At 44.9% G+C, this 22,182-nt stretch carries 24 protein-coding genes and 1 pseudogene; 18 read left to right on the forward strand and 7 right to left on the reverse strand.

The window, feature by feature from the left end:
* Positions 1-167 precede the first annotated feature (167 nt).
* The 3 genes from NR125_RS12265 to NR125_RS12275 all read left to right on the forward strand — a co-directional run bounded on the left by NR125_RS12265 (position 168) and on the right by NR125_RS12275 (position 2,003).
* Entirely contained in the window at positions 168-845 is a 678-nt protein-coding gene (locus tag NR125_RS12265) for a uracil-DNA glycosylase (RefSeq protein ID WP_009332336.1), read from the forward strand.
* Between the two features lie 484 nt (positions 846-1,329).
* Positions 1,330-1,605, forward strand: coding sequence for a YwdI family protein (locus NR125_RS12270; protein ID WP_009332335.1), 276 nt, complete (start codon positions 1,330-1,332; stop codon positions 1,603-1,605).
* Between the two features lie 26 nt (positions 1,606-1,631).
* On the forward strand, positions 1,632-2,003 hold the full coding sequence (locus NR125_RS12275; protein ID WP_009332334.1) for a DUF423 domain-containing protein: 372 nt from the start codon (positions 1,632-1,634) through the stop codon (positions 2,001-2,003).
* 40 nt (positions 2,004-2,043) lie between these two features.
* On the opposite strand, the gene gerQ is transcribed toward NR125_RS12275, so the two are convergent.
* The 3 genes and pseudogenes from gerQ to hemQ form a co-directional block, all read right to left on the reverse strand.
* Complete coding sequence (gene gerQ, locus NR125_RS12280) at positions 2,044-2,562, reverse strand: spore coat protein GerQ (protein WP_251174332.1); 519 nt, start codon at positions 2,560-2,562, stop codon at positions 2,044-2,046.
* 46 nt (positions 2,563-2,608) lie between these two features.
* Positions 2,609-3,018 (reverse strand): annotated as a pseudogene (locus NR125_RS12285) (cell wall hydrolase).
* Between the two features lie 153 nt (positions 3,019-3,171).
* On the reverse strand, positions 3,172-3,915 hold the full coding sequence (gene hemQ, locus NR125_RS12290; protein ID WP_009332332.1) for a hydrogen peroxide-dependent heme synthase: 744 nt from the start codon (positions 3,913-3,915) through the stop codon (positions 3,172-3,174).
* A gap of 383 nt (positions 3,916-4,298) precedes the next feature.
* On the opposite strand from hemQ, the gene pta reads away from it, so the two are divergent.
* Positions 4,299-5,276: a phosphate acetyltransferase gene (pta, locus tag NR125_RS12295; RefSeq protein WP_251174331.1), complete on the forward strand. Its 978-nt coding sequence runs from the start codon at positions 4,299-4,301 to the stop codon at positions 5,274-5,276.
* A gap of 215 nt (positions 5,277-5,491) precedes the next feature.
* On the forward strand, positions 5,492-6,334 hold the full coding sequence (lipL, locus tag NR125_RS12300) for an octanoyl-[GcvH]:protein N-octanoyltransferase (protein ID WP_034296184.1): 843 nt from the start codon (positions 5,492-5,494) through the stop codon (positions 6,332-6,334).
* A 152-nt stretch (positions 6,335-6,486) separates the two neighbouring features.
* Here the strand turns inward: lipL and NR125_RS12305 are convergent, their stop codons facing one another.
* The gene (locus tag NR125_RS12305) at positions 6,487-7,239 is read right to left on the reverse strand and encodes an RsfA family transcriptional regulator (RefSeq protein WP_009332329.1); all 753 of its coding nucleotides are present in this window, start codon (positions 7,237-7,239) and stop codon (positions 6,487-6,489) included.
* A 380-nt stretch (positions 7,240-7,619) separates the two neighbouring features.
* Between NR125_RS12305 and NR125_RS12310 the strand changes: the two genes are divergently transcribed.
* The 3 genes from NR125_RS12310 (at position 7,620) to NR125_RS12320 (ending at position 9,997) form a co-directional block, all read left to right on the forward strand.
* Positions 7,620-7,844, forward strand: coding sequence for a YuzB family protein (locus NR125_RS12310; protein ID WP_009332328.1), 225 nt, complete (start codon positions 7,620-7,622; stop codon positions 7,842-7,844).
* 283 nt (positions 7,845-8,127) lie between these two features.
* The gene (locus NR125_RS12315; RefSeq protein WP_256815438.1) at positions 8,128-9,429 is read left to right on the forward strand and encodes an HD domain-containing protein; all 1,302 of its coding nucleotides are present in this window, start codon (positions 8,128-8,130) and stop codon (positions 9,427-9,429) included.
* 58 nt (positions 9,430-9,487) lie between these two features.
* Positions 9,488-9,997, forward strand: a complete 510-nt coding sequence (locus tag NR125_RS12320; protein WP_009332326.1) for a YwgA family protein — start codon at positions 9,488-9,490, stop codon at positions 9,995-9,997.
* A 235-nt stretch (positions 9,998-10,232) separates the two neighbouring features.
* On the opposite strand, the gene NR125_RS12325 is transcribed toward NR125_RS12320, so the two are convergent.
* On the reverse strand, positions 10,233-10,418 hold the full coding sequence (locus NR125_RS12325; RefSeq protein ID WP_009332324.1) for a 2-hydroxymuconate tautomerase: 186 nt from the start codon (positions 10,416-10,418) through the stop codon (positions 10,233-10,235).
* Between the two features lie 180 nt (positions 10,419-10,598).
* Between NR125_RS12325 and NR125_RS12330 the strand changes: the two genes are divergently transcribed.
* Positions 10,599-11,258: a site-2 protease family protein gene (locus NR125_RS12330; protein WP_019380571.1), complete on the forward strand. Its 660-nt coding sequence runs from the start codon at positions 10,599-10,601 to the stop codon at positions 11,256-11,258.
* Positions 11,259-11,295: 37 nt separating this feature from the next.
* Positions 11,296-11,808 (forward strand): YwhD family protein, encoded by a 513-nt coding sequence (locus NR125_RS12335; protein WP_019380572.1) that lies wholly within the window; start codon positions 11,296-11,298, stop codon positions 11,806-11,808.
* A gap of 211 nt (positions 11,809-12,019) precedes the next feature.
* Here the strand turns inward: NR125_RS12335 and NR125_RS12340 are convergent, their stop codons facing one another.
* Positions 12,020-14,089, reverse strand: a complete 2,070-nt coding sequence (locus NR125_RS12340; protein WP_256815439.1) for a transglycosylase domain-containing protein — start codon at positions 14,087-14,089, stop codon at positions 12,020-12,022.
* Between the two features lie 407 nt (positions 14,090-14,496).
* On the opposite strand from NR125_RS12340, the gene speE reads away from it, so the two are divergent.
* The 8 genes from speE (at position 14,497) to NR125_RS12380 (ending at position 20,727) form a co-directional block, all read left to right on the forward strand.
* Positions 14,497-15,324 (forward strand): spermidine synthase, encoded by an 828-nt coding sequence (gene speE / locus NR125_RS12345; RefSeq protein WP_009332318.1) that lies wholly within the window; start codon positions 14,497-14,499, stop codon positions 15,322-15,324.
* A gap of 60 nt (positions 15,325-15,384) precedes the next feature.
* On the forward strand, positions 15,385-16,263 hold the full coding sequence (speB, locus tag NR125_RS12350; protein WP_026041615.1) for an agmatinase: 879 nt from the start codon (positions 15,385-15,387) through the stop codon (positions 16,261-16,263).
* Positions 16,264-16,518: 255 nt separating this feature from the next.
* Complete coding sequence (locus tag NR125_RS12355; protein ID WP_019380575.1) at positions 16,519-16,971, forward strand: YwiB family protein; 453 nt, start codon at positions 16,519-16,521, stop codon at positions 16,969-16,971.
* Positions 16,958-18,625, forward strand: coding sequence for an arginine--tRNA ligase (gene argS / locus NR125_RS12360; RefSeq protein ID WP_019380576.1), 1,668 nt, complete (start codon positions 16,958-16,960; stop codon positions 18,623-18,625). The genes NR125_RS12355 and argS overlap by 14 nt, the downstream gene beginning before the upstream one ends.
* 91 nt (positions 18,626-18,716) lie before the next feature.
* Positions 18,717-18,896: a XapX domain-containing protein gene (locus NR125_RS12365; RefSeq protein ID WP_009332314.1), complete on the forward strand. Its 180-nt coding sequence runs from the start codon at positions 18,717-18,719 to the stop codon at positions 18,894-18,896.
* Positions 18,896-19,147 carry a hypothetical protein gene (locus NR125_RS12370; RefSeq protein ID WP_256815440.1) on the forward strand — a complete coding sequence of 84 codons (252 nt, stop codon included), beginning with the start codon at positions 18,896-18,898 and terminating at the stop codon, positions 19,145-19,147. The genes NR125_RS12365 and NR125_RS12370 overlap by 1 nt, the downstream gene beginning before the upstream one ends.
* A 103-nt stretch (positions 19,148-19,250) precedes the next feature.
* Positions 19,251-20,153 carry a DMT family transporter gene (locus NR125_RS12375; protein ID WP_256815441.1) on the forward strand — a complete coding sequence of 301 codons (903 nt, stop codon included), beginning with the start codon at positions 19,251-19,253 and terminating at the stop codon, positions 20,151-20,153.
* A gap of 25 nt (positions 20,154-20,178) precedes the next feature.
* Positions 20,179-20,727 carry a cysteine dioxygenase gene (locus NR125_RS12380; RefSeq protein ID WP_192907969.1) on the forward strand — a complete coding sequence of 183 codons (549 nt, stop codon included), beginning with the start codon at positions 20,179-20,181 and terminating at the stop codon, positions 20,725-20,727.
* A gap of 183 nt (positions 20,728-20,910) precedes the next feature.
* Here the strand turns inward: NR125_RS12380 and uvsE are convergent, their stop codons facing one another.
* Positions 20,911-21,867, reverse strand: a complete 957-nt coding sequence (gene uvsE / locus NR125_RS12385) for a UV DNA damage repair endonuclease UvsE (protein ID WP_256815442.1) — start codon at positions 21,865-21,867, stop codon at positions 20,911-20,913.
* Positions 21,868-22,182: the final 315 nt, after the last annotated feature.

The raw sequence follows: 22,182 nt of genomic DNA on the forward strand, positions 1-22,182 counted from the left end.
AAAAGATTTGCAGATTTATTTAAATGGCAGCATGTCCTGCCGTTATATTTATTACATATCCGTTCTAAAAAATTTTAAACATGTATGCAAGAATGAAAGATTATGCCATGATAACCAATGGGTATTAAGAATAGGACTTTTCAAATAAGAGGAGGGAGAGTTGGCAGATGAAGCGTATCTTAAGCAATGACTGGCAGGAGATTTTGGCAGAGGAATTCGAGAAACCTTATTATCTCCATCTTCGTGAATTTTTAAAAAAAGAATATGAGGAGCAAACTATTTATCCGAGGCAGGAGGATATTTTCAATGCGCTCCAATATACAGCTTATAAAGACGCAAAGGCAGTTATATTGGGGCAGGATCCTTATCATGGGCCGGGGCAGGCACATGGATTGAGCTTTTCGGTACAGCCTGATGTAAAGCTGCCTCCTTCGCTGAAAAATATATTCAAGGAAATGCAGGATGACCTGGGCTTCGAGGTGCCAAACAATGGCTATCTATTAAAATGGGCCCGAGAAGGAGTGCTGCTCTTAAATACCGTTCTGACCGTCCGCAAAGGGCAGGCGCACTCGCATAAGGGGAAAGGATGGGAAACTTTCACCGACACGGTTATACAAAAACTGAATGAGAGGGAAAAGCCCGTGGTTTTTATTTTATGGGGCAAACCGGCTCAGGAAAAAGAAGTGCTGATTGATGCTTCTAAACACTATATAGTAAAATCGCCGCATCCAAGTCCATTTTCGGCGAGAAAAGGGTTCTTTGGCAGCAGGCCATTTTCAAGAACGAATGAGATATTACAAGAGCTTGGGGAGGAGCCCATTGACTGGCAGATTCATGATCTCTGATTCTTTTCGTCATGTTTCACGTGAAACATACCGTTTCGTGTAAGAGAATAAGAGAAGTGCTCGAAATATGCATGTTCGAGAAGGGAAAGGAAAATGAGTTCACAGAAAATGGCTTGTTTTAAATGCAAATAATTCTGTGTTACTGGGACCGGTACTATCCAAAAGGCTGCAGGGCTTTTCAGTTTACCCTGTCTAGCTCAGCGCCTACCCCCTCCAGGGTTGGGGGTGGGCGAAAGGCGCGTCCGCTTTTCTTTAAAACCAGGCGGATGCCCTCTCTCGAAGTTTTCCGGGCATCTGGCCATCCTTGTTTGCGTTTTGAAAAGGAAAACTGATAAACTTTATATGGCCGGTAACATTGGCGATTTTTTAAAAAGAATGTATACTTTTTTTGGACTTCAGGAATTGTCTAGCAGAAGCAGCCTGACACTTGAGGGTAGAGGGTGGCAAGGCGCTTGTGCTTTTTTTACAGAAAGAGGTGTAGAGAATGAATATCTCTGTTCAGAAGCTTTTAGGGAAGATGGAAAAGGAATTGCTGGAAGCAAAAAGCAGCTCTTCAGACGCCAGAATAAGAGAAAGAGTGCAGGCGATCAAGTCATTATGCGAGCTGGTTTTGGAAGAGTCGGATACAGGAAGTGTGTCTGCTGTTGCTTCTATTAGCCATACATACAATGCACCGCCTGCGGCTCAGCCAGCGGGTCTGCAGCCAAAGAAAATGCAGATGGAAGATGAGGCAAACGGCGATTCATTATTCGATTTTTAATAAAACGATAAGAGGTGCAGGGGATTATGAAGCTATTTATTATAATTGGAGCCATTAATGCTTTTTTAGCAGTTGCATTAGGTGCATTCGGAGCGCATGGGCTTGAGGGGAAAGTGGAGCCGAAGTATTTGGAGATATGGAAAACAGGTGTAACCTACCAGATGTTCCACGCAACAGGCCTTTTGATTATTGGCGTCCTGCTTGGCAAATTGCCGGCGACATCTTTATTATCCTGGTCAGGCTGGCTGATGCTGATCGGCATTATCCTTTTCTCAGGAAGCTTATATGTTTTAACATTAACAAAAATCAGCGTGTTGGGTGCCATCACCCCGCTTGGCGGAGTCTCTTTCCTTGCGGCTTGGGTGCTGCTGATCATTGCGGCGGTAAAATATTTATAATAGGAAAGGAGCTTTGACGGGGTCAAAGCTCCTTTTTTCATTACCTCGGCGAATATTGCGACATTCCTTGCCCTCCGCCAAACGGATATTCATATTCTATTTCTTCATCAAATGTTACATAGTCTAAGTAGATCATTGGAAGAAGGATGCGTTGGCCTGTTTGCGGATCGCTCAGTATCAAGTGATCCCGTCCGGCTGCTTCAATGATGCCTTTAAATATTTTGGCGTTCCATTCCGTATTGTTTTCGAATGTTGCATAAACAGTCGCGAGTTTTCCTCTGTTCAGGCGAAGAATATTTTCGATGTAGGATTGTTCAAGCGGGAGCATGCCTGGAATAGAAGGAGCAGCTGAAGGGGCACCCATACCGCCGCCGGCGCCTGCACCTGGAAACATCCCGCCCGAACTCGTACCCGGAATTGTTCCGCCTGTTTGAACGGGCTGGAACTGCGGCTGACCCTGCGGCTGGCCCTGAAAGTTCTGAGGCATTTGGGTGCCGTCCGTGTAACGCTGCTGCTGGTAACCATAAAAAGGGTATTGACCATAATTTGATTGACTCAATTTTTTTCCCTCCTAAAATTAAAATCAGCCATTTCTATCCGCATTGCTAGTAGACTGTCGGACAGTCCTGCGGGGTAGATTTATAAAAGCAATGGGCTTTAAACCGTCCGGCATTCCCTTGGCTGTACCATTGGGCCGGGCAGCTGCCTTGTGGCCGAAAGAACCATAATGCACTGCTGGCAGAGTAGTGTTGGTGACCGCTTATTACTTTGCGGGCGAGGTCAATCTCACTGCCGCGCACCTTGATAAAAATTGCCTTTTTGGTTGGCTTCAATCCCGCTTGGGTTCTGATAGACCATTCTCCTGATGGAGCAGGTATCCTTGAAGGCCCAGACATTCACCCCGGACACGGTTAACCCCTCACATTCCCAACCATCAGCATGCCAAGCTTCCCATCGCACGCATGAGCCGGCCGAGGAGCTTAACATCTTCCTCGGTGTAAGGGATAACTCCAATCTCTTCACCTCTCTTTAATAAGCCATGATGCTGCGGATAAGAGAATTGCTTAGGTATAAGAGAAACTCACTATTTCATTACTATGTAGAGGCATGTTTTTTTATGACCTCCGGAAAAAGAAAAACTCCCAGCAGAAGCCGGGAGTTTTAAACATTATACGTGAAGGAATTTTTCAACCTTGTCCTCTTCAAGGATGTTGCCAACGAAGAAGGAGCCGAATTCACCGTAGCGGGCACTGACTTCATCGAAGCGCATTTCATAAACAAGCTTTTTAAACTGAAGAACATCATCAGAGAAGAGGGTAACGCCCCATTCGTAATCGTCGAAGCCGACTGAACCTGTGATGATCTGCTTTACCTTTCCTGCATACTGGCGCCCGATCATGCCGTGGCTGCGCATCATATTGCGGCGGTCTTCCATCGGAAGCATGTACCAGTTGTCATTGCCCTGGCGGCGCTTGTCCATCGGATAGAAGCAGACATGCTTTGCTTTCGGAAGTTCTGGGTAAAGGCGTGCCAGGATCTGAGGATTCTGGTAAGGATCTTCTCCTGCCGGCAGGTAGTTGCTCAGCTCGACAACAGAAACATATGAATGAGCAGGGATCGTGAATTCAGCTAACTTAGTTTTGTTGAATTCGTTTTCAATTTCATTTAGCTCTTCCATTGTAGGCCTTAAGATCATCATCATAAAATCAGCTTTTTGGCCGACAATTGTATAAAGGGCATGGCTGCCGTTTTTCCCGCTTTGTGTTGTATTCCACTTGTCCACTAGGGCCATAAATTCGTGGATCGCTGCCTGACGCTCTTCGCTGGGAGCCATTTTCCAAGTTGTCCAATCAACTGTGCGGAAGTCATGTAAACAATACCAGCCATCAAGCGTTACTGCTGCTTCACTCATTATAATCACTCCTAATATGTACTAAAATTCTCATCATTACTATAACATAGTTTCTCCAATTAACATGTGTACAAAACTTGAAATGTTGGAATTCAGCAGGGTGACAGGCACCTATACCAATTTGCCGAACTGGCATAGGTGCCTGTCACCGCAAATTCCCGTTTACAAAGAGGGGATTATGGATATCTTAAAAAAGGTATAAAGGTGGACTGTCAGAAGGATATTTATTATTGGAAATTTACCGAAAACAAAAACTTTTTTGTTGTAAACGCTAACAGTATGTGAACTCCTTGAAATTCTTAGGATGAGGAGTATTCTAAGGGAGTATATAGGAGAATTTCTATTGAATTGAACGGAAATTTAGTGCCGTAGGAGGAATTAGCATGAGTGATTTATTCACAGTATTGAAAGAAAAAGTAACAGGGCAGAATTTAAGAATCGTTTTTCCGGAAGGACAGGATGAGCGTATTTTAGCGGCTGCAGGAAGATTGGCTGCGGAAAAAATCATCACTCCGATCCTTATTGGAAACATCGCAGAAATTGAAGCAAAAGCAAAAGACATGGATATCAGCCTGGAATCAGCTGAAATTTATGACCCGAATAACTTTTTAATGATGGATGAGCTTGTGGCTGCATTTGTTGAAAGACGCAAAGGCAAAGCGACAGAAGAAGATGCACGCAGGATCCTTCTTGATGAAAACTATTTTGGAACCATGCTTGTCTATGCGAACAAAGCAGACGGCCTTGTGAGCGGAGCTGCCCATTCAACAGCTGACACAGTGCGCCCGGCTCTTCAAATCATTAAAACAAAAGAAGGCGTGCGCAAAACATCTGGTGTATTCATCATGGTCCGTGACGGTGAGAAATATGTTTTTGCCGATTGTGCCATCAACATCTCACCGGACAGCCAGGACCTGGCGGAAATCGCGATTGAAAGCTCGAAAACAGCCAGAATGTTCGATATCGAACCGCGTGTGGCCATGCTGAGCTTCTCAACAAAGGGCTCTGCCAAGTCACCTGAAACGGAAAAAGTTGCGGCGGCACTTGAAGCGGCTAAAGTTCGCGATCCGCTTTTAATCATCGATGGGGAATTCCAGTTTGATGCGGCATTCGTTCCATCGGTAGCTGAGAAAAAAGCTCCGGATTCACCAATCCAGGGAGATGCAAATGTATTTGTTTTCCCTAGCCTGGAAGCCGGAAACATCGGCTACAAAATTGCCCAGCGCCTAGGAAACTTCGAGGCAGTGGGACCAATCCTTCAAGGCTTGAACCGTCCGGTTAATGACCTGTCCCGCGGCTGCAACGAGGAAGACGTTTACAAGCTTGCTTTAATTACTGCAGCTCAAGCTTTACATCAATAATACAGCAGCTTAGAAGCCGGTCCCTTGTGACTGGCTTTTTTGCTATAATGTATCTGTTATGGGCCTTTGGCCGATAAAGGCTCAAGTTTGGCCGCTAAAATGCCATATTTGGCCGATAGAACTATAACTTAGGCTGATAAACCAGCTGATTTGGCCGTTAAATAGATAAATTCTGCCGATTAACTCGAATATCGGCAAAAGGGGATCAAATGAAGATGAATTCGCTACAAGACTTACTGTTTCAGGAAGAATGGAGGGTTATTGACCAGTCTGCTGCAGGCATCCACTTAAATGCCCTGCACTCTTTCGGGATGGACGATACACTATGTGCTTCTGTCGGATCGGGTGAGGCGCCTGCGACCGCGAGAACATGGGTTCACCATAATACCATTGTGCTTGGAATCCAGGATACGAAGCTGCCTTTTTTAACTGAAGGCATCCAGTCTTTAAAGAGCCAGGGGTACGAAGTGATTGTACGAAATTCCGGCGGCCTGGCAGTTGTCCTGGATCAAGGGGTCCTGAATATTTCGCTGATTTTTCCTGAAAGTGAAAAGGGAATTGATATAAACCGCGGATATGATGCGATGTGGATGCTCATCCAAGAGATGTTTTTCGATTTTCATATAGAAATAGAAGCGCGTGAAATTGTCGGCTCCTATTGCCCGGGAAGCTATGATTTAAGCATCGGGGGACAAAAGTTTGCCGGCATCTCGCAAAGGCGCCTCCGCAATGGCGTGGCGGTCCAGATCTATCTGTGCGTGGATGGCAGTGGAAGTGAGCGGGCCGATTTGATTGGCAAATTCTATTCTCTTGCTAAAAAAGAAGAACAGACAAAGTTCCAGTACCCTGAAATTCAGCCGGCTGTGATGGCATCACTATCGGAATTGCTGGGTACAGAACTGACGGTACAGGATGTGATGCTACGCTTTTTGCAGTCATTGAAAAAGAAAGCAGGCCGCCTTTATGCAGGGCAGCTGACAAATGTGGAAGCAGGCCTGTTTGAAGCCTATTACCGCCGTGTGATAGAACGGAATGAGAAAGTACTTGGCAGCGAATAAATAAAAGAAGAGCCGCAGTCATAAACGATCTGCGGCCCTCCTTGAAAGGAATTGCTGCCATTTTCTCCTGCTCCCGCTGCCGGGAACACCTTTTTTGTTTTAGAATTTTCAGCGCCTGCACCCTTGGGCGGGCAAGGCGCTTTTAGTTTTTCTTATTCAGCTACTCTTTCCAAATTGCCGTTGCGGTCCATTTTAAACTTGGATGCCGGCCTTTCTTCTTCATCAAACAGAACAAAATTGCGGGCTCTGTTCATGATTTTCATCAGTGTCTCGTAATCTTCCTGAATGGTTACCGTATTCTGCTCCAATTCGCCGATTTTGCCTTCAAGCTCTTCGTTTCGGCTTCTGAGATCGGCATTTTCCCGCTTCAATCTTTCATTCTCACTCTTTAGTATATCAAGCTGAATGCCTGAATGATTCAATGTTTGCAAGTATGTGATAACGGTATCCATATCCAGCTGTGCAGGCGCAGTATAAACCGGCTCTGAATAGGTGAAGGATGAGACCGTCTCTGTTTGGGTATGCGATTCATCCTCTGTGCGCTCTTCGTAAAAATCTGCCGGTGATGGCGGTAGGACCGCATTTGTCTTAATTGGCGCTGCTTCAACCTCCTGCATAGTTGGAACCGGCGGAGAGTATAAGAGTTTCTTTTTGCCGCCCTGATCCTTTCCTAGCATTCTTTGTCTCTGCTTGCGCTGTTTCTTGGCTAATTGAAGTGCTTTTTCATACTGGTGCCTCACTACAGCGTTCCAGCGGAATCCGCATGCCGCAGATGTGCGGTTCAGCTTGTCCCCAACTTCCTCAAAAGCGTTTAACTGAGTGCTGCCTTCCCTCACATGCCGCAAAACAGTTTCTGCCAGCAATAAATCGTTTTCATCTGTCCAAGCGTCCTGACGTATTTTCATGTAACCTCAACTCCCTAAATTATTACTTTTTGCTGTTGCCTTAGTTAAAGGATGGACAAACTTGGCAGGTTTTATACAAAGGTGATTAAAAGGATAGTAGATTTTTTAAAATTTTATTTTTCGCTAGATACGTATGGCGGTTTTGTGAAGATTACTAAGATTCACCACCCAAGTTAATGATTACAGCTTGCAATAGAGCTGGATAAGTTTTAAAATAGCCTGTAGCAGTTGGCAGGGCAGTCCTTTTTATCTGAATAGGAATGCTTTGCAGCGGATATGCTTTAACGAAGAAGATGACGAGGCGCGCCATGCGCTGTTAAAGCTCCCGGAACGGGGAGCGCATAATATAAAAGATTGACCGCAGAAAGGGTTGTAATAAAATGGCAAACGAATTTCGTGTTTGCGACGATTGTCAGGCTGTAAATCTGAAGACATTAATACCGCGATTAAAAGAAATAGATCCTGAAGCAAAAATTGATGTCGGCTGCCAATCCTATTGCGGGCCAGGCCGCAAAAAAACATTTGCTTTCGTCAATAACCGTCCCCTTGCCGCACTGACGGAAGAGGAATTGATGGAGAAAATTAATAAAAAGCTGAAAAAATAAAGATCACCCTGACTCCTGTCCTGAGGTGATTTTATTTTTTGCCTGAGTTTATGATTGAGCTTCGATTGGTAAATAGACTTAGGAGGCAATATTCGTTTTTAGAAAAGTCGAAAAATATTTCCAGGGAAGATGATTGCTGTATTGCGGTTTCTGTCGAACAGCCATGAAAAACAAAGAATTTTGTGATGAATTGACACCGTGATCGGGATATAATAGGTATACGCCAGAAAATGGGAACAGCAGGTTTGGAACTCGTGGACACAGGAAAAGCGGAGGGTACGGAATGGCATATTCAGCGGAAAAGTTAAGTGAGGAAAAAGTATTTAAAGATCCCGTTCATCGTTACATACACGTAAGAGACAGAGTAATCTGGGATTTAATCGGGACAAAAGAGTTTCAGCGTCTTAGAAGAATTAAGCAGCTCGGGACAACTTATTTAACCTTCCATGGTGCTGAGCATAGCCGCTTTAACCACTCGCTCGGAGTTTACGAGATTGTGCGGCGCATTTCCGATGACGTCTTTTGGGGCAGGCCGGAATGGGATGAAGAAGACCGCATCCTGACCTTATGCGCGGCACTTCTCCATGATTTGGGACACGGCCCGTTCTCACACTCCTTCGAAAAAGTATTCGACCTCGATCATGAACATTATACGAGGGCAATCATTCTCGGCGATACCGAGGTCCATCAGGTGCTCACCAGGGTAAGTGCCGATTTTCCTCAGAAAGTGGCAGATGTGATTGCCAAAACTTCTAAAAATAAGCTGGTCGTCAGCCTGATTTCCAGCCAGATTGATGCGGACCGGATGGATTATCTGCAGCGGGATGCTTATTTTACGGGTGTCAGTTATGGCCACTTTGACATGGAGCGGATCCTGCGTGTCATGAGGCCGCGGGAAGACCAGGTCGTGATCAAACAGAGCGGGATGCATGCCGTTGAGGATTACATTATGAGCCGGTATCAGATGTATTGGCAGGTGTATTTTCACCCGGTTACACGCAGTGCCGAGGTGATCCTGACCAAAATCCTTCATCGCGCGAAAGATTTGCATGAACAGAAATACAGGTTTAAATATGATCCAATCCATTTTTACTCTTTATTCAATGGTGAAATCACTCTTGAAGATTATATAAAGCTCGATGAAGCTATTATTCTTTATTATTTTCAGATGTGGCAGGAGGAAGAAGATCCGATACTGAAAGATCTCTGCTGCCGATTTATGGACCGGAATTTATATAAATATGTGGAATTCGACCCGGCGAAAGAGTACAAGAAGCTGGCGGAGCTGTCGGCTTTGTTCAAAAAGGCAGGCATCGATCCGGAATATTACCTGGTCGTCGATTCTTCATCTGATTTGCCTTATGATTTTTACCGTCCTGGCGAGGAAGAAGAAAGATTGCCGATCCATTTGCTGCTGAAAAATGGGGATATCCGCGAGCTTTCCCGCGAATCGGAGATCGTGGATGCCATTTCCGGGAAGCGACGCACTGATCATAAGCTTTACTATCCGGCTGATTTTATTGCAGACGACAGCAAAAAGCCAAACATTAAAAAACAGATTAGAACGCTGCTGGAAATCGATTAAAACTACATAATTGGTTTTCTATAGATACGGGAAAAAACGGAGTAGGAGATGAAGAGCTTTGTTAAAGGATCACGCCAAACTAATGCATGCCATTGCAGTCTCTGAAGAAATCGTGGGACGGAAAAAGCTGCAGAAAATGATTTATATCGCCAAAAACATCGCATTTCCCTTTCAGGAAAGATTTCAATTTCACTTTTACGGGCCATATTCGGAAGAATTGACACTAAGGGTCGAAGAACTCTGCAACATGGGATTTTTAAACGAAGTAAAGGAAAAAAAGGGCGGCTATTACCAGTATCGGTACACCCTTACTGAAACCGGCAAGGAATTTCTGGACATTAATGCAGTCGAAATGCCCAGTCTGCAGGATTGCCTGCTTGATATGAACGGCCAGAATGCAAGATTCCTTGAACTCGTCTCAACGGTCCTTTATTTTAATGACCTCCCAAAAGAAGAAGTGAAAGAAAAAGTCTTTACCCTAAAAAGCAAACAGCGCTACACGGATGAAGAAGTGGAACAGGCGTATCAATATATTGGAAGCTTAAGAGAAAAAGCCGGGCTGCATTAAGCGCCTGGCTTTTCTTTTTTGCTGAAAAAGTCTTACCGCACATAAATCAGTTATCCGCACGGAATTTTTTTATGCGAAAGTAAAATCATACTATGTGCAAATAAGATTTTTTATGCGAAAGTAAAATCGGTCTATATACAAATAAATTTCTTTATCCGCAAGTAAAACCTCTCATTATGCAAAAAACCATAAAAAAGCAGCTTCCGTAATGGAAAACTGCCTTCTTTACGCAATTCTACTGATCGCTTAAGCGTTTTCCGCCTACAGCATAGTGATTTTTGGACATTTCTTCGATAAATACGACGATTTTATCTTCAGGGGCTCCAGTCGTTTCGCTTACGGCAGCTGTTACTTTTTCAGCGAGCGCTTTTTTCTGTTCTTCAGTGCGGCCTTCAAGCATTTTAACGGTTACGTATGGCATTTTCTTTTCCTCCTCACTATTTATGCTTGTATTTTTCCACTTTTTCTCGCAATGTGCAAGCCTGATTCCCTTTGCTCAGGCGTTCATGTATACTTTTAGGTAAATAGCATCGGCTTTTCCTACATAGTATGTATAAATAAAGCCTGGCTTTTCAGCCGGCAGGAGAGGGAGTTTTGGCATTTGGAACAATTTTTGGCGTTTTCTCTCAGGGAGATTCCCTATGTCGCGGTAACATTGATGATTGCCTTTACGGTCCATGAATTTGCCCATGCCTATGTGGCTTATAAGTTTGGAGATCCCACTGCAAAAAATCAGGGCAGATTAACCCTAAATCCCATGCAGCATCTGGATCCGATTGGAACAATCCTGATTTTTATTGCCGGTTTCGGATGGGCCAGGCCGGTACCGGTCAACCGCTTCTTTTTCAAAAATCCGAAGCTTGCCGGGATATCTGTTTCAATTGCGGGACCGATATCCAATCTGGTGATGGCTGTCCTGGGTTTTTTCATCTGGTATGCTCTTGCCGGAACTGGACTCGCAGCTTCATTTCCAGCGTTTGTGGCAGATTTCCTGAATATCTTTATTCAGCTGAATTTAGTGCTGTTTGTATTCAACCTGCTGCCGTTTCCGCCGCTTGATGGCTACAGAATTATTGAAGATTTGGCGCCAGCCCATATTCGCCCGAAAATGACTCAGTTTGAGGCGTATGGCTCCGTTATTTTCCTAATTCTTGTCATTACACCGCTGGATCAATACACCATCCAGCCGATATTTAACACCGTATTGCCGGTACTTGCGAGCGGCCTAAATGATTTTTTCTATGAAATATTTATGACATAATAATAAGAGCCTAATTTTTGCTTAGGAGGACTTGAAAATGGAAGAAAAAAAGAAAAAGAAACTCGATTTTAATATAATCAAGAGCGACCCGACTGAAGGACATGGCGGTTTTGGGGTCGGGACTCTGAGCCTTGATAATGTGACACCGGTTATTATTGATGTGGATGCCGGTGAGGCGTCTATTGAAGTGGGCGCCATGCATGCGCGCAGCCCTGTTGAAAAAGGCATCAAGTTTTTGAAAACCAAAGAGGAAGTGCCTAACGGGAAGCCGTACTGGCTGATTTGGGTCACCATTGACCGCAAAGAGGGAGGCGCTTATTATGCAGGTGTTACTGCATGTGAGATGACGGTCGACAGAGAAATCCGCCGGGGCTACAAATCGCTGCCAGAGCATGTGAACCGCATGGATAAATCGATTAAAAGACACATCATAGTGGATCATATGGACGAGAAATCCAAAAAAGTGCTGGCAGATTTCCTGAAAAACCATGACGCCGGCATGTGGGAAAGATCAGCGGAACAGCTAAAAAAAGATTTACAAGCCATTTAGAAAAAAAGTCTAATTTTGTGACGAAATTGTGACATTTTTTTGACGTGATTTTCTAACTACTTGTACAATTCCAATAAAAAAAGTAAACTATTTAACAGTGTGAAGGCACAATATAGCACTAGGACACGAAAAACCCCGGGATTCGGACCCCGGGGTTTTTCACTTTTATTAAAATGACAGGCACCTATACCAGTTTTACAAGTGGTCACCGTTACGAAGCCCACCGAAACAGTTTCTTATACCAAGGTGTGTCAGGCTTCTTTTCCGGCTGCTCAGTTTTATTCTCTTCTTTATGGCTCAAGTGGTCTGTACAATATTCCGCAGGTTCTGTGCCTTCTGCGAAGTAGGTTAGGCGCTTGACCGGGCAGTTTTCCCCGGCAATTTTCCCGTTGGATGGATCAATGTAGACGCCGACTGTATCTTTGGGCGCTTTGAATTCCTTGGCCGGCTTTCCTTTATGGGCTTCCTCCATGAACCGGATCCAAATGTTTTTGGCATACGTTTTATCAACGGTTTTTGTAATGACCTGGCCTTTGTCATAGCCGGTCCATACCGCTGTGACAAGCTGTGGTGTAAAGCCGGCCATCCAGCTGTCTGTTTCTGTTGAACCGGACTTGCCGGCGTAAGGGCGGGTCATATCGTTGATGACTGTGCTTCCCGTTACTTGGGCATAACCGTTCAGCTTCCGGTCAAAAATACCTGTCATCATGTGGGTCATAACGAAAGCAAGGTCAGGCTTCAGAATCTTCATCTGGAATGGCTCCTGCTCGTAGATGACTTCGCCTTTATGGTTCTCCACACGCTTAATCAGTACCGGGGAGATCTTTTTCCCTCCATTGGCGAACATGCTGTAAGCGTTGGCAAGCTCAATGACTCTCATGCCGGATGTGCCGAGTGCAAGGGACGGCACCTTCGCCATCTTAGAGGTAATGCCAAATTTCTTGGCTGTATTGACAAGCGTCTCTTCCCCTAAAAATAAATGAGTTTTCACCGCGTAGACATTGTCAGATAGAGCAAGGGCCTGGGCCATTGTGATATCGTCATCCGCATACTTGCTGTTGAAGTTATGCGGTGTGTAGTCCGGCGTACCGTCTTCAAACCGAAAAGTCGTCTGCTCGCTCCGGATTGGGGTGGAAGGGGTGAAGCCCTGCTCCAATGCCGCGTAATAGAGAAGAGGCTTTATCGTCGATCCTGGCTGCCTGACTGCCTGGACTGCACGGTTAAAGGGACTTGCCTCATAATCACGTCCGCCAACCATTGCTTTCACATACCCGTTTTTCGGATTCATGGCAACAACGCCGACCTGAATCTCCGAGTCTTTTGAAATAAGCTTATCTATTGTTTCTTCCGCGATTTCCTGTTCCTTCAGATTCAAAGTGGTATAAACCTTTAATCCGCCCAATTCAATCGTACGGTCATCCAGATTCAGCTGTGTTTTAAGGGCATTGCGGACAGCGTCCTGAAAATATGGGGCTGTTTTCGCTCTTGGGTGCATGTGCTCGCCAACCAGCTCAAGCTCTTCTGCCGCCGCAAGATCTGCTTCTTTTTGGCTGATGAGCCCGTTCTTCACCATCGTCTGCAGAATCACTTTCTGCCGCTGATCTGCTTTTTCTGCTGATGCAAATGGCGAGTAGATGCCAGGACCCTTAGGGATGCCGGATAAAATGGAAGCCTCAGCTAATGACAGCTCACTTGCATCCTTCCCGAAATAGAACTGGCTTGCTGCCTGTGCGCCGTAAGCTCCATTGCCGTAATAAATCGTATTTAAATAGCCTTCAAGGATTTCCTTTTTCGTATAATTCATTTCAAGCCTGATGGTATAAAAGGCCTCAAGCAATTTCCGCTTCCAGGTTTTTTCATGTTCAAGAAACAGGTTGCGGGCATATTGCTGGCTGATGGTGCTGGCACCCTGAACTTTGGCCATTGCCTTTATATCAGCGAGGGCGGCACCTGCGATCCTTTTATAATCAAATCCATTGTGCTCGAAAAAATTCTTATCCTCTATCGAGACCGTCGCATCAATTAAGTGCGGGCTGATGTCATCGAGTGGTGCCCAATAGCGTTTTTGGCCGTTGTTGCTTTCACCGATAACCGTGCCATCATCCGAGAAAAATAAAGTCGATTGCGGAACGGCGAGCGGCGGCGGCCCCAAAATTTTGGCATATACCAGAATGCCTCCGATCATCACCGCGGCTAAAGCCATTCCTATTAAGCTAATAATGAGAACCGCACGCAAATATTTCATCGTTTTTCGAAAACGCTGATCCGTCATTAATTCCATATCAAGCACCCCCTATTTATCTGTTTTTTATAGTGAAAAGTTGATACAGCGCCAAGTGACCAAAAAGATAAAAACTGACCGATAAACTGTCCAAATTGACCAATAAACTAGAAATCTGACCGATAAAGGTTCCAAAGTGGCCGATAAAATTAAAAGCTGACTGATAAGTGCGGCGAAGTATCCAAATAATTCCCTAATAAGTGCTCTATGTATTCAGTATTGAAAAAACAGAGAGATTTTAAACATCTTTCTCTACTAATTAGCGAAATTTTTCTTGCAATTTTGCTAGATTCATCTATACTTTTTCTGTGTTTGTTATTTGCATGTTAGGGAAGTATAAAAGATGAAAATGCTTTTTGCTGCTCTTTAGTGATAATTCATTTTTTTATGGAAGGAATGATTAAAGAATGGGACTTTGGTTTACAGAGAAACAAACAGAGAACTTTGGCATTACGATGAAGGTGAAGCGTACTTTACATACAGAACAGACAGAATTCCAGAAGCTTGATATGGTGGAAACAGAAGAGTGGGGCAATATGCTTCTTCTTGATGACATGGTTATGACTTCAATCAAGGATGAGTTTGTTTACCATGAGATGGTTGCGCATATTCCTTTGTTCACACATCCAAACCCTGAAAACGTTCTTGTTGTTGGCGGCGGTGACGGCGGCGTCATCCGTGAAGTCCTTAAGCACCCAAGCGTGAAAAAGGCGACTCTTGTGGATATCGATGGAAAGGTTATTGAGTACTCAAAAAAATTCCTTCCTGAGATTGCAGGCAAGCTTGATGACCCTCGCGTTGATGTGCAGGTAGGTGATGGCTTCATGCACATTGCCGAAAGCGAAAATGAATATGACGTGATCATGGTTGACTCAACTGAGCCGGTAGGACCTGCGGTAAATCTATTCACGAAAGGCTTCTATGCTGGAATCTCTAAAGCCTTAAAAGAAGACGGCATCTTTGTGGCCCAGTCTGACAACCCTTGGTTCAAAGCGGACCTTATCCGCAACGTACAGCGCGATGTGAAAGAAATTTTCCCAATCACTCGTCTTTACACTGCGAATATCCCTACTTACCCAAGCGGCATGTGGGCGTTCACAATCGGATCTAAAAAATACGATCCATTAGAAGTAAGCGAAGATCGCTTCCATGAGATCGAAACAAAATACTATACGAAAGAATTGCATAAAGCGGCATTTGTATTGCCTAAATTTGTTGCAGATTTAGTGAAGTAATGGACAGGCTGCGTTTCAGAGCAGCCTTCTTGAATACATAAAAAGTGAGGGATGACCTTGGTGCGTTTTGATGAAGCCTATTCAGGCAATGTGTTTATTAAAAGCCATCCTAGTTATGAGGAAAGTGAAGCGGTCATTTATGGAATGCCAATGGACTGGACAGTCAGCTATCGTCCGGGCTCCCGTTTCGGCCCTGCCCGTATCCGAGAAGTGTCAATCGGGCTTGAAGAGTATAGCCCATATCTGGACCGTGAGCTTGAAGAGGTAAAATATTATGATGCCGGCGATATTCCGCTGCCATTCGGAAATCCGCAGAAAAGCATCGATATGATTGAGGAGTTTATCGATCAGCTTCTGGCGGAGGATAAATTTCCGCTTGGCATGGGCGGAGAACATTTGGTTTCCTGGCCTGTTATCAAAGCAATGTACAAAAAATATCCGGATTTGGCGATTATCCACATGGACGCCCATACAGACCTTCGTGTGGATTATGAAGGGGAGCCATTATCTCATTCAACGCCAATCCGCAAAGCAGCTGATTTGATTGGTCCTGGCAATATCTATTCTTTTGGCATCCGTTCCGGCATGAAAGAAGAATTCCAGTGGGCAAAGGAAGTCGGCATGCACATTTCAAAATTCGAAGTGCACAAGCCATTGAAAGATATTCTTCCTAAGCTTGCAGGACGTCCGGTCTATGTAACCATTGATATTGATGTTCTGGACCCTGCCCACGCGCCGGGAACAGGCACAGTCGACGCAGGCGGCATCACATCAAGAGAGCTTCTTGCTTCTATTCATGAAATTGCCCATTCAGATGTTAAAGTCGTTGGAGCAGACCTTGTCGAGGTTGCGCCCATCTATGATCCATCTGAACAAACAGCCAATACAGCAAGCAAACTGATCCGGGAAATGATTCTTGGATGGGTTAATAAAAAATAAACGGGGACTTCGGTCTCCGTTTTTTTTATTCAAGAAATACTGAACGTCGATAACTGTCTAGCTCCAGCGCCCACCCCTTCGAGGTCACAAGCCAATCCTCCCAAAAAGGCAAAGAACGCCTTTCTGGGAGGCCCGTCTTGTGCTTGTCGGGGGTGGGCAAGGCGCTTCTGCTTTTCTTTCTGTCACCTTCTTGCACTTTCCCCAGCGAGTATTTATACTTATATAGTTATATATGATGAAAAGGAAGTGTTGCCGTTGTCCAGTCGCTCAGCGGAACAAATGCCTGTGAAGATTAATGTGAAGACAGATATTCGCAAGCTTGGCAGCAAAGAGACTTTTGAATTGACTGCTTTTGGCCGATACTATATAAAAGATTCTGCCCGATTCCTTCAGTATGATGAAGTAATGGAAGAGGGAACAGTAAAGACGATCATAAAAATGTCCGATGCAGACGGACTGATTTTACGAAGCGGCGCCGTAAAGATGAGGCTCCCTTTTAGAATGAATAAAAAGCTCCGCGGCAGCTATGAAACGCCTTACGGAGTGTTTGAAATGGGCACGGTGACCAAGCGCATGGTCCATCAATATGATCACGAATCTGGTGAAGGTTCGATTGATATTTTATACGATCTGAAAATGCAGGGATCCCAGGCAGGTACATATCATTTGGCGATTACGTTTGAGGAGGAGAACAATGAACATAGTTGAGCAGGTGCAAGGCAAATTAAAGCAGGAAATTAAAGATGCGGTTGTAAAGGCTGGCTTAGCAGCGGAAGAGCAGATTCCTGATGTAATTCTGGAAATCCCGAAGGAAAAGGCACATGGGGACTATTCCACGAATATGGCAATGCAATTAGCACGTGTGGCAAAAAAAGCGCCAAGAATGATTGCAGAGGAGCTTATTGCTCATTTTGACAGCTCAAAGGCTTCAATTGAAAAAATTGAAATCGCAGGACCTGGCTTCATTAATTTTTACATGAATAATTCTTATTTGACTGATCTGATTCCTGCCGTTCTGGAAGCAGGAGATCGGTACGGAGAAACAACAGTTGGAAACAGCCAGAAGATCCAGGTCGAGTTTGTTTCAGCTAACCCAACAGGGGACTTGCATCTTGGACATGCCCGCGGGGCAGCTGTCGGCGACTCCCTATGCAACATTTTAGACAAAGCTGGCTATGAGGTTTCCCGTGAGTACTATATCAATGATGCCGGCAACCAGATTAACAATCTTGCTCTATCGGTTGAAGCGCGATATTTCCAGGCTCTTGGCCTTGAAAAAGAAATGCCGGCTGACGGCTACCATGGCGAAGACATCATCGGCATCGGCAAAAAGCTGGCTGATGAGTATGGCGATAAGTATGTACATGCGGATGAAAAAGAGCGTTTTGACTTTTTCCGTGAATACGGCCTGAAATATGAAATGGCAAAGCTGAAGCAGGATCTGGAAGATTTCCGTGTGCCATTTGATGTTTGGTATTCTGAAACATCTCTTTATAATAATGGCAAAATCGACACAGCCCTTCAGGCATTGAAGGATAACGGCCACATCTACGAAGAAGAGGGTGCAACCTGGTTCCGCTCAACTGCTTTCGGTGATGACAAAGACCGTGTTCTTATTAAAAATGACGGCTCTTACACATATCTGACTCCAGATATCGCTTACCATAAAGACAAGCTTGAAAGAGGCTTTGAAAAGCTGATCAACATTTGGGGTGCTGACCACCATGGCTACATTCCGCGCATGAAAGCGGCCATCCAGGCGCTTGGCTATGACCGTGAGGCGCTCGAAGTCGAAATCATCCAGCTTGTACACTTGTACAAAAACGGCGAAAAAATGAAGATGAGCAAACGTACCGGCAAAGCGGTAACGATGCGTGACCTTGTGGAAGAAGTAGGACTGGACGCAACTCGCTATTTCTTTGCGATGAGAAGCGCAGATACGCATCTTGATTTTGACCTTGATCTGGCTGTCTCACAATCAAATGAAAACCCTGTTTACTATGCCCAGTACGCACACGCGCGTATTTCCAGCATCCTGCGCCAGGGTGAAGAGCAGGGCATGTCTGCCGAAGCTGCAGATTACTCCCTGATTCAGGCGGAAAAGGAAATCGACGTTCTGAAGAAAATCGGCGAATTCCCGCAGGCTGTCGGCGAAGCTGCGCAAAAGCGCATGCCGCACAGAATCACGAACTATATTTATGAACTGGCTTCTTCTTTCCACAGCTTCTATAATGCTGAAAAAGTACTGGATGCGGAAAATCCGGAAAGAACCAAAGCCCGACTGGCACTGATCAAAGCCGTTCAGACTACCTTGAAGAATGCTCTGAAATTAATCGGCGTATCTGCACCGGAAAAAATGTAAAACTCAAAGCTGGCACTTATAGGTGCCGGCTTTTTCATGTTTTTGACGAAAAAGGGGAAGCTAAAGGCATATGTTATTTTAGGAGGATCTCATGAAAATCGTTCTTTTATCCATACTTACAGGATTTCTCGTCGGATTTGTCTTTGCTTTCATGAAGCTGCCGATACCCGCACCGCCCGCACTGCCTGGCATTATGGGGATAGTCGGCATTTACCTCGGGTTTAAAGCATATGAAGTGGTTCTGCCCTGGCTGCAGGGAATATTGAGATAATGGAAAAGGGTGTCCACGTAAGTTATGGGCACCCTTTATGTCTAAATGTGAACTTTGCAAATAAATCCGGAATGTTGCAAATAAACCTGGGAAATCAGCAAACAATAGCTAAAATTGGCAAACAAATCAGGGAAAAAGCAAACAAACCTGGTAAACCTGCAAACAAACCGAAAACAGGCAGCAAACCAAAAAGTTACGGGCTAATCCTCAGAAAATTAGTCAGCCAACCCGGCAAATCAGCAAAAAAATAATAAATTTTGCATACAATCCGCAAGTAAATCAAACTAAACTCCGCATTTTACTTCGGGACGAGCATATCATGGTAGAAACCTTCCGGAAAGGACATGCTCGCCCATGAAGCCACAATTGGCAGCCTCTTTTTTTGCAACCATTTCGATCAGTTTTTGGGGAGTCTCTTTTGTTTCCACAAAAGCTGTTTTGGATAAGCTGGACCCTTATACATTGATCATGCTCCGGTTTGCCATCGGGGCAGCTTTTCTGCTCCTTGTGCTTCTCTTGAAAAGATATCCGCTCCAGATTCCGCTCAACTATAATCCCCATTTAATTGTTCTCGGTGTACTCGGCGTTTTCATCCATCAGGTCATCCAGGTATCAGCTCTAAAGACAATAGACGCCTCATCTGCGGGGTGGATCATTTCTTTTTTACCTGTTTTTACCGTGCTTCTCTCCATGATTTTTCTCCATGAAAAATTGACATTTCTTAAGACGCTGGGCATTATAACTGCGATTTCCGGGGTCCTCATGGTAACAGGAGCGAGAAGCGGCCAGACGCTGGGATTTGCATTAAATATAGGGTATTTCCTTATGATCCTAAGTACACTGAATTGGGCCGTATATTCGATTTTGGTGAGAAAACTGCAAATTAAGCTTCCTTCCCTTGTGGTCACTTTTTATATGAGTTTGCTTGGATGCGTGTTGACCATTCCCTTTTTAATGAGAGACAGAGGGTGGGAGAAGTTCCATCTTTTATCCGATTCTGAATGGGCTCATATATTGTTTCTGGGCATATTTGTGTCGGGGATTGGCTACTGGTACTGGTCCAAGGCTCTCGAGGTTTTGGAAGCTTCCAAAGTATCAATGTTTATCTATATGGAGCCGCTATTTACCTTTATTGCGGCCGTTTTATTGCTTCGTGAAAAAATTTTCTTCATAAGCTTCATGGGCGGGATCATAATTATTATAGGAGTGATTATGGTGAATGGTCAGCTGAAATATTTTTCATGGAGGAAACGATAATCCAGAGTAAAGGGGGAGTCGTTTAATGGCCTTGAAGGAACGGTTTAAAAACAGTTTGGATTCATTGAAATCACCTTCTGCAGAAGAACTTAGAAAGGCTTTGGCATCACTTGATATCAAACTTGAGGAGTTGTTTCCTCACTTGCAGCCGGCAGATGGAAAACCCTACTACCGCAAGCTGCTTTACCAAAGTGAAGAAGTGGAGCTGCTCGTCATGAACTGGTCAGATATCGAATGCGCCCCGCATGATCATGGAAATTCAAAGGGATGGATTCAAGTGTTAAATGGAGATGCGGAAAATACTGTTTATGAAGTGAAGGAAGACGTCCCAATTGAGCTTTTTGCAGAGATAAAGTCCAAAGACTCCTTCTTTTTTGCTCTCAAAAAAGGTGTGCACAAAATGAAGAGTGCAGGCAGGGAGAACCTTGTCACACTGCATCTTTATTCACCTCCGATTACTGGTATGAAGGTGTACGACCTTCAAAAGTGCTCTGCCTGTGTAGTCTCTGAAGACTGTGGGGCCTGGTGGCCTGAGGAGCAGAGGCAGAAGGTGAAGGAGATTCAGTTAAAATAAAGGGGCGTTCCGCAAGCGGAACGCCTTCCATTACGAATGACAAACTTCGGAATTAGATAACTGTCTAGCTGCGGCGCCTACCCCCTCGAGGTCACAAGCCAATCCTCCCAAAAAGGCAAAGAACGCCTTTCCGTGAGGCTCATCTTGTGCTTGTCGGGGGTGAGCAAGGCGCCTCCGCTTTTCTTATTTCCAATCTACCTCCGCGCCGCCAATCCTCTTCACCCCGCGGATGCTGCTGATATCTTCTGTCAGCTTAAGCGCAGCCTTGTCCTTTGCTTTAGCTTCAATCATGAAATCGATATCCCGGTTAAAGGTTTTCAGCAGATCGAGAAGCGGCCTGATGAAATCAATGTCAACATAATCGGCATGGGACCGGAAGGCTTTTTCTGATTTGGGAGAGGAGATGTGGATTTTCGGCTTGAGTCCTGTTTGTTCCCACGTCTGAAAAATCCCAGGGAGAAGCTCATCCAGCGGGCGGGTGCCGAGGTTCGCCATATGGTGGTGATAATCGAACACAAGGGGGATGTTTTCTTTCTGGCAGGCCAGGAGGGTTTCATCCGCGTTATAGGTTTTGTCATCATTCTCAAGTGTCATTTGCTTTTTAATATGAGATGGCAGTGTCTTGAGATTTTCATGGAAACGGTGGATGGTCGTGAGCTTGTCACCATAAGCCCCGCCAATATGGATATTAATGAAGCTCTCGTTTTCAACCCCCATGGCCTCGAACATCCGGTAATGGTAATCCATATCTTTGACTGCATTTCTTGTCACATCGTCACGCGGAGATGTGAACAGGGTGAATTGATTGGGGTGAAAGCTGACGCGTAGCCCGTGTTTTTTAATCAATTCACCAATTTCAAGCCATTTTTCCTTAAAGGGTGTGACAAAATCCCATAAAACCTCCGGATGCGTGGCCAGAGGTACGATGGAGCTTGAAAGCCGATATAGCTGAATTTCATGGGCGATATTAAAATAAAGCATTCTTAACGTATTTTGCAAATTCACTGCTGTGACGGTCTTCAGCTTTTCCAGCCTTTCTTCCTCAGGCAATTGCTGATAGCGCGTAAAAGTCAATGTTCTCGCAGGAGATGCCTCCCACAGGCTGATGGCATGAGAAACATATCCCAGTCTTATTTTCAATTTGCAGCACCTTCTTTATGCTGGTCTATAATCTAACAGAATGTAAATCTTTGTATTTCGAGAGCTGTCTAGCGCAAGCAGCCTACCCCCTCGAGGTCACAAGCCTGTCTAGTTGCGGCTCCTAGGGACTCGGGGTCATAAGCCATTTCCTTTCAGAAGGAAGAACGCCTTCTTACAGGAACTGTCTTATGCCTGTCGTCCCTGGGCAGTCACCTCCACATTTCGGGCAATCCTCCTAAAAAGGCAAAGAACGCCTTTCCAGGACGCTCGTCTTGTGCTTGGGGCCCCCAGGACAAGGAAGGCTTCGTCAGCATA

The organism is Cytobacillus sp. Bac17, from assembly GCF_024519925.1.
GTDB classification, from domain to species: domain Bacteria; phylum Bacillota; class Bacilli; order Bacillales; family Cytobacillaceae; genus Cytobacillus; species Cytobacillus pseudoceanisediminis.

Coding starts and splice junctions, on each gene's coding strand:
- NR125_RS12265 (WP_009332336.1), top strand. CDS start 168: ATGAAGCGTATCTTAAGCAATGACTGGCAGGAGATTTTGGCAGAGGAA.
- NR125_RS12270 (WP_009332335.1), top strand. CDS start 1,330: ATGAATATCTCTGTTCAGAAGCTTTTAGGGAAGATGGAAAAGGAATTG.
- NR125_RS12275 (WP_009332334.1), top strand. CDS start 1,632: ATGAAGCTATTTATTATAATTGGAGCCATTAATGCTTTTTTAGCAGTT.
- hemQ (WP_009332332.1), bottom strand. CDS start 3,915: ATGAGTGAAGCAGCAGTAACGCTTGATGGCTGGTATTGTTTACATGAC.
- pta (WP_251174331.1), top strand. CDS start 4,299: ATGAGTGATTTATTCACAGTATTGAAAGAAAAAGTAACAGGGCAGAAT.
- lipL (WP_034296184.1), top strand. CDS start 5,492: ATGAATTCGCTACAAGACTTACTGTTTCAGGAAGAATGGAGGGTTATT.
- NR125_RS12305 (WP_009332329.1), bottom strand. CDS start 7,239: ATGAAAATACGTCAGGACGCTTGGACAGATGAAAACGATTTATTGCTG.
- NR125_RS12310 (WP_009332328.1), top strand. CDS start 7,620: ATGGCAAACGAATTTCGTGTTTGCGACGATTGTCAGGCTGTAAATCTG.
- NR125_RS12315 (WP_256815438.1), top strand. CDS start 8,128: ATGGCATATTCAGCGGAAAAGTTAAGTGAGGAAAAAGTATTTAAAGAT.
- NR125_RS12325 (WP_009332324.1), bottom strand. CDS start 10,418: ATGCCATACGTAACCGTTAAAATGCTTGAAGGCCGCACTGAAGAACAG.
- NR125_RS12335 (WP_019380572.1), top strand. CDS start 11,296: ATGGAAGAAAAAAAGAAAAAGAAACTCGATTTTAATATAATCAAGAGC.
- NR125_RS12340 (WP_256815439.1), bottom strand. CDS start 14,089: ATGGAATTAATGACGGATCAGCGTTTTCGAAAAACGATGAAATATTTG.
- speE (WP_009332318.1), top strand. CDS start 14,497: ATGGGACTTTGGTTTACAGAGAAACAAACAGAGAACTTTGGCATTACG.
- argS (WP_019380576.1), top strand. CDS start 16,958: ATGAACATAGTTGAGCAGGTGCAAGGCAAATTAAAGCAGGAAATTAAA.
- NR125_RS12365 (WP_009332314.1), top strand. CDS start 18,717: ATGAAAATCGTTCTTTTATCCATACTTACAGGATTTCTCGTCGGATTT.
- NR125_RS12370 (WP_256815440.1), top strand. CDS start 18,896: ATGGAAAAGGGTGTCCACGTAAGTTATGGGCACCCTTTATGTCTAAAT.
- NR125_RS12375 (WP_256815441.1), top strand. CDS start 19,251: ATGAAGCCACAATTGGCAGCCTCTTTTTTTGCAACCATTTCGATCAGT.
- NR125_RS12380 (WP_192907969.1), top strand. CDS start 20,179: ATGGCCTTGAAGGAACGGTTTAAAAACAGTTTGGATTCATTGAAATCA.